Below are 4996 nucleotides of genomic sequence, written 5' to 3'. Positions count from 1 at the left end.
GTCGTTTCGTCAATGCAGGTTGCTCAGCCTTCGAGCGTACTCCACAGCAAAACTACTGAGCTTCGGCGTGGCCTGAAGTAACGAGCGCCTGGCGTCATCCGGATCGGGTTCAATGCGGGCAAAACCGCGCTGCACGAAGGCCTTGACCGTCTTGCGCATCGTGGGTGTCGACAGCTTGCTAGCACTGTAAATCGTCCCAATGGGTTGCGGTCGGCCCGCATGTTTCAGTAGGCGGCGCATCAACTCGACGCCCTGCGGGGTGCCAAGTTCTGGCAGTTGTTTTCGCCGCCACGCCAGCATCTTCACCAAGCTATCGCCAAACTCGCCGTTGTCCATTGTTTGTTGATGCCTGCCAGTTAAACGTCGTGCGGCGGGGACACCCGGCGGCGCCCTCATGCATTAAGTGGCCCCGCCGGTCGCTCAAGGTTGAGTTGGATTGGGACCCTTGAGGCGATACGGCGCGCACGATGTCGATGCGCGAGATGATCGTGCCGAAGTCGTTCGACGCCCAGCGGACGAAGGCGAAGATAGTGCCGGGGCGGAAGGACAGGACGCGCCGCCTGCGATCGAGAATCTGTTCGTGGGCGTGCATGCCGAAGCGAATCCAGTTCTCGATTTTCTTCTCGACCCAAGTCAGTTCGACATGGGTGAGCGTGTCGTGTGGGAGCGCGGCCGGCGACGGGCCGCCGCGCATGCGGGAGGCCGCGATGCCGGTCATGGTGTGTCTCCTGGGGTTTGCGTGAATTCGCGTGCGAGCAGCTCGCGCAGCATGTCGGCGACGGTGACGCCGCGCTGGAACGCGACGATCTTGATGCGCCCCCGCAGATCGGGCGTGATGTCGATGGTCAGGCGGGCGGTGAAGGCCGGCGCATCGGCGATGCGTGTCGGCTCGACCTCGGCGGCCTTGATCCATGCGTCGGGATTGGTCGGGCGCGATGCGAAGCGGCGCCGTTCGAATCGCTCGCTCATGGCGCGATCCTCTCGATCTCGGTGACGAGCGCTGCGATCTCGCGCGCGGCGGGACCATCGTCGTCGATCTCGAAGGCGAGTCGGCCGGACTGCGCGGCATCGGCGTAGATCACGCGCTGGCCGATGACATTGCGTAGCACCGGCGGATCGTGATCGGCGAGCGTCTCGGCGGTCTCACGGGCAATGACCGTGCGCGCGCCGCAGCGATTGAGGACGAAGCGGGCGCGAAGATCCGGCCGGTAGATCCGCGCCTCCGACAGGAGCGCCAGCATCTCGGCCGATGCCCAGCCGTCGAGCGGCGATGGCTGCACCGGGATCAGCACAAGGTCGGCGGCGAGCAAGGCCGAGCGCATGAGTCCGGCGACGCGCGGCGGTCCGTCGATGACGACATGATCGACGTTGCGCGCCAGCTCGGGCGCTTCACGGTGCAGCGTATCGCGCGCCAGCCCGACGACGCCGAACAGACGCGGAAGATCACTGCGGCTGCGCTGCTGCGACCAGTCGAGGGCAGAGCCCTGCGGGTCGGCGTCGAGCAGCGTGATGCGCTTACCGCGTCCGGCCCATTCGCCGGCGAAATGGAGCGCCAGCGTCGTCTTGCCGACGCCGCCCTTCTGATTGAGGAGCGCAATGATCATCGCGCTCCTCCCGACTGCGGTCGAAGCGGAAGCTCGGGCGCGAAGGAGTCTCGTGCTGGCTCAGGAACAGGTCCGCCGCTCTTCCTAGCGGCCGTACTGAGGTCTTGGGCGGTGTCGCGGATGAGCTTTTGCACATCGCGCGCGCGCTCTTCAAAGTTAGATTCTTGGTTAGACTCTAAGTTAAGGGCGCGATTCCGGCTTTTTCTTCCATGAGTTAGACCCGGTTTCGGTTCCTGATAGCACGAGCCTCGGGTTCCCGATGGCACGATAGTCCGGGTTCCCGATAGCACGAGGCCATCCACAGATTGTCCACAGGCCGAAGATGGCTCGAAGGCGAGCAGAACACGGCCGCCGATCTCCGTTTCGAGGAACAGGGTGTAGCCGGGCAGCGGCTGGCGGCGGATGATGTCGCGCAGCTCGAAAGCGAAGCGTTTGAACGGCGACAGGCCGCCGGATTTCTGATGGAGGTGGCGGAAGTCGAATCGCCAGCCGTCGCGCTGGCGACCGCCATGTTTGCGAACGAGGCGATAGAGCCAGCGATCGAGGCCGCCTGTGAGATCGAAATAGGCGCGGTCGATCGTCAGCACGAGCGCGTCGTCGAGGACCGCTCGATAGAACCAGTCGGGTACGATCAGCTCGATTCCGGCCGGTTTTCCGTCGCGATCCGTCCGTTCTTGCCATTCGTTGATCCACGAGAAGCGATGGCGTCGGCCTTCGGCAGGCTGACGGATCGACGTGGAGACGGTGGTCGATTGCAGGCGATCGAGCGCCGCCTTCAAGCGCTGATAGTCGCGCAAGCTGGTGCCGCGTCCGACGAACATGAGGATTTCGTAGGGTGTGGCTGCCATTAGCCGAGAGGTGCGAAGCCCGGCGTCACGGGCTTCGACGATCTGGCTGGCGGCCCAGATGAGGATGTCGGCGTCCCATATGGTCGCCATGCCGTGATCGGGTACGGCCTCGACCCGGATCGAGACATTGCCCGCGGCGAAATCGATCGGGGCGACGCGATGGGATTTGGAGAGGGAGAAAAACGGATAGGCCATGAGATCCTGCGCGTCTCGTGGCGCGAAATCGCCGGGGAGCGCTCGAAACAGATCGAGCTGTCCGCGCTCCGAAAGGGACCGGGGTCGCGCCGCCATTCTGGAACCCGGTCAGCGTGCGTAGCGGCCGGCATGGGCCGTCGGCGCGGACGTCTGGCGTTTGGCGGGGAGCACGCTGCCACGCGGATCGGAGGTCGAGGTGACGGCGCCGCGATCGGCCCAGGCTTCGAGATCGTCGACGGAATAGACGACGCGGCCGCCGAGCTTCCGGTAGGCCGGGCCGGTGCCGTAGGTGCGGTGTTTTTCGAGGGTGCGGGCGGAAAGGCTGAGAAATTCGGCCGCTTCCTTGGTGCGCAGGAAGCGCGGCGGCAAAACGGCGAGTTCGGGTCGCATGGATCGGGCCTCCGTGGGTTCGTTGGGGCCGCCGGGAAACGGCGGGTAACGAAGGGCACGATGGCGAAGCACGAGCGGCGAGATGCAGGGCGAATTCAGGGGGGCCTAAGTTCGCCCACCGCCAACCGGAGGAGGACCGGCTAGGAATGCCGGCGATGGCGAAGCAGCGTGCGATAGCCTCCTGCGATCATGGCGCGGGCGTCCCGAAGCAGGGATTTGATGGCATGGCGCGCGGAGGATGCCTGCCAGTCGTCGCGATTGAGGGGAGTGATCCGAAGTACGACTTGCGCGATCTCTTGCTGGGTTGCTCCATAGCGATAACCGTCGAACGCTTGTAGCATCCGACACAGTCGCGCGCGTTGCTGCCGCGTGAGGCGGGTGTCGGGTGGTATTGCGCGTCCATGGAGGGCGGCGAGCAGGCGGGCGACGGATTCAATCCGCCCGAAGCCTTCCAGGTTGAGCGGGATGAAGGCGCCGAGCGGTTTGGCGGGTCGTGTCTTGGAGGGATAAACAAGCTCGACGCGCTGGCCGTTGCCCAGATCGAATACCAGAAAGGTTTCGCCGTCGGCGTCAACGCTTGTCGTGGTGTCGATTGTGGGTTGCCGGTCAGCGCTTGTGGACAGAATATCGGGCTGCGCGCCAAGAACGATGGCGCTCGTATCGTCCTGGGGAAGCCAGATCACCCGCGCCTCGGCCGAGCTTCGCATCGGATCCACCGGGAAATCGCAACCCCCACCGCTGTCCGATCTTTTCGGTCAGCGCGCGTGGATCGTCTATGCCGTCAGCCAGTGCCCGGAAATCCTTGTCGTAGGATTCGTTGCGACGCAGCCATTCCCACGCAACGTCGGAGGCGGTCATGTCGGCGACATGCGCGTAGCGTATCGACGAGCGCCAGCCAGAAGCATCAGGGGTCATTGCGATCCTCCCTTAGTCCTTGAACTTGTGGGAGAGTCAGGATTCCCGACTGGGTTGTTTTGCGGAAGTCAGGTGGCCGACAAAGGGTGGTGCCGAAACGGCATCGCCGCGATCACTGGGCCGAGCGGATCAGCTCGCGATAGCCGTGCTCGTTCATCCACAGGGCGCGGGCGAGATGCGTGTCATGGATTTGGCGACACCGTTCCGGCTCACACTTCGGATCGAGACCAAAGAGAATCTGGACGGCCTCGCGCCAGTCGGCGCCATCGCGCGAGGAATCGAGCAGGCGCAGATAAAGAACCATATGCTCGCGATCATAGGCCGTGAGCGTTTGGCTGATCGGCGGCTCGTCGAGAAATGACGGCGTTTGCTGTCCCATGGGGCGACTATAATCGTTCAATGGAGGTTCGTTAACAGCATCGCGCGAAATTCTGTGGCCACGCCAGATGTGGTGGGGCGCCTAACGCTTCGGGGGCATGTCTTTCCGGTCGTGAAGCAAGAGCACGCCCTCGCCCTTGTCGGTTGAGAGCAGGACGATCCCCGCGGCTTCCAACGCCCTGCGAACGAGATCGCGCGTCGACTCATAGACCTCGAGGCCACTTTCGGATTCGAGACGCTTGAGCGCGGTCAGCGATGTCCGGGCCTCGTCAGCGAGCGTCTCCTGTGTCCATCCCAGCAACGCGCGTGCGGCCCGTGATTGTCGGGCGGTGATCATGAATGACCACCTCCCACCGGCCAATAACTACTTGCCAGAACTACGACTATTTTAGTCGCTCTTGGCGGCGCGAGGGGGGCTCGAAAACTTGTCGTCCGCTCTTTTAGGTCTTCGACGGCGCCACTGATTCGCGCGTAGGCAAGACAAAGGCCCCGGCCTGTCCGGCCGGGGCCTTGCTCGGTGGGTCAGTCCGCCCGGCGGCTCGGGCGGGACCAGATCAGCGAGTAGCCATCGCCGTCCTCGTCGTCGAAGAGGTTGGCGTAGATGGGGGCGTTGAAGCTCGGATCGTCGAGCTTGAGGCCCAGATAGTCGCGGCCCTCGTTGGAGCG

At 64.1% G+C, this 4996-nt stretch carries 10 protein-coding genes and 1 pseudogene; all 11 read right to left on the bottom strand.

Annotation, left to right across the window (positions count from 1 at the left end; translation table 11 throughout):
• Nucleotides 1-9: 9 nt before the first annotated feature.
• Nucleotides 10-306 carry a hypothetical protein gene (locus Q0480_RS07405; protein WP_299131770.1) on the bottom strand — a complete coding sequence of 99 codons (297 nt, stop codon included), beginning with the start codon at nt 304-306 and terminating at the stop codon, nt 10-12.
• 121 nt (nt 307-427) lie between these two features.
• Nucleotides 428-718: pseudogene (locus Q0480_RS07400) on the bottom strand (DUF2840 domain-containing protein); the annotation flags it as partial.
• On the bottom strand, nt 715-969 hold the full coding sequence (locus Q0480_RS07395) for a hypothetical protein (protein WP_299131769.1): 255 nt from the start codon (nt 967-969) through the stop codon (nt 715-717). The gene Q0480_RS07395 and the pseudogene Q0480_RS07400, both read right to left, overlap by 4 nt.
• The gene (gene parA / locus Q0480_RS07390) at nt 966-1604 is read right to left on the bottom strand and encodes a ParA family partition ATPase (RefSeq protein ID WP_299131768.1); all 639 of its coding nucleotides are present in this window, start codon (nt 1602-1604) and stop codon (nt 966-968) included. The genes Q0480_RS07395 and parA overlap by 4 nt, the downstream gene beginning before the upstream one ends.
• Nucleotides 1601-2743, bottom strand: a complete 1143-nt coding sequence (locus Q0480_RS07385; protein WP_299131767.1) for a replication initiator protein A — start codon at nt 2741-2743, stop codon at nt 1601-1603. The genes parA and Q0480_RS07385 overlap by 4 nt, the downstream gene beginning before the upstream one ends.
• 12 nt (nt 2744-2755) lie before the next feature.
• Nucleotides 2756-3037, bottom strand: coding sequence for a helix-turn-helix domain-containing protein (locus tag Q0480_RS07380; protein WP_299131766.1), 282 nt, complete (start codon nt 3035-3037; stop codon nt 2756-2758).
• A 140-nt stretch (nt 3038-3177) separates the two neighbouring features.
• Entirely contained in the window at nt 3178-3720 is a 543-nt protein-coding gene (locus Q0480_RS07375; protein WP_299131765.1) for a DUF2285 domain-containing protein, read from the bottom strand.
• Nucleotides 3644-3952 (bottom strand): DUF6499 domain-containing protein, encoded by a 309-nt coding sequence (locus Q0480_RS07370; protein ID WP_299131764.1) that lies wholly within the window; start codon nt 3950-3952, stop codon nt 3644-3646. Before Q0480_RS07370 ends, Q0480_RS07375 begins: the two co-directional genes overlap by 77 nt.
• A 112-nt stretch (nt 3953-4064) precedes the next feature.
• Nucleotides 4065-4331 carry a DUF2285 domain-containing protein gene (locus Q0480_RS07365; RefSeq protein ID WP_299131763.1) on the bottom strand — a complete coding sequence of 89 codons (267 nt, stop codon included), beginning with the start codon at nt 4329-4331 and terminating at the stop codon, nt 4065-4067.
• 81 nt (nt 4332-4412) lie between these two features.
• A complete protein-coding gene (locus tag Q0480_RS07360) occupies nt 4413-4667 on the bottom strand; it encodes an XRE family transcriptional regulator (protein WP_039244316.1) in 255 nt (84 codons plus the stop codon).
• A 185-nt stretch (nt 4668-4852) separates the two neighbouring features.
• Nucleotides 4853-4996, bottom strand: a 144-nt coding sequence (locus Q0480_RS07355; protein ID WP_299131771.1) for a DUF736 family protein, incomplete at its 5' end; no start/stop codon positions are given.

Source organism: uncultured Amaricoccus sp. (assembly GCF_937891315.1).
Classification (GTDB): domain Bacteria; phylum Pseudomonadota; class Alphaproteobacteria; order Rhodobacterales; family Rhodobacteraceae; genus Amaricoccus.
This window is presented reverse-complemented; position numbering and strand designations above follow the sequence as displayed.

Excerpts from the sequence above, each read along its gene's own strand:
- Q0480_RS07365 (WP_299131763.1), bottom strand. The coding sequence starts at position 4,331 with ATGGGACAGCAAACGCCGTCATTTCTCGACGAGCCGCCGATCAGCCAA.
- Q0480_RS07370 (WP_299131764.1), bottom strand. The coding sequence starts at position 3,952 with ATGACCCCTGATGCTTCTGGCTGGCGCTCGTCGATACGCTACGCGCAT.
- Q0480_RS07395 (WP_299131769.1), bottom strand. The coding sequence starts at position 969 with ATGAGCGAGCGATTCGAACGGCGCCGCTTCGCATCGCGCCCGACCAAT.
- Q0480_RS07380 (WP_299131766.1), bottom strand. The coding sequence starts at position 3,037 with ATGCGACCCGAACTCGCCGTTTTGCCGCCGCGCTTCCTGCGCACCAAG.
- parA (WP_299131768.1), bottom strand. The coding sequence starts at position 1,604 with ATGATCATTGCGCTCCTCAATCAGAAGGGCGGCGTCGGCAAGACGACG.
- Q0480_RS07385 (WP_299131767.1), bottom strand. The coding sequence starts at position 2,743 with ATGGCGGCGCGACCCCGGTCCCTTTCGGAGCGCGGACAGCTCGATCTG.
- Q0480_RS07360 (WP_039244316.1), bottom strand. The coding sequence starts at position 4,667 with ATGATCACCGCCCGACAATCACGGGCCGCACGCGCGTTGCTGGGATGG.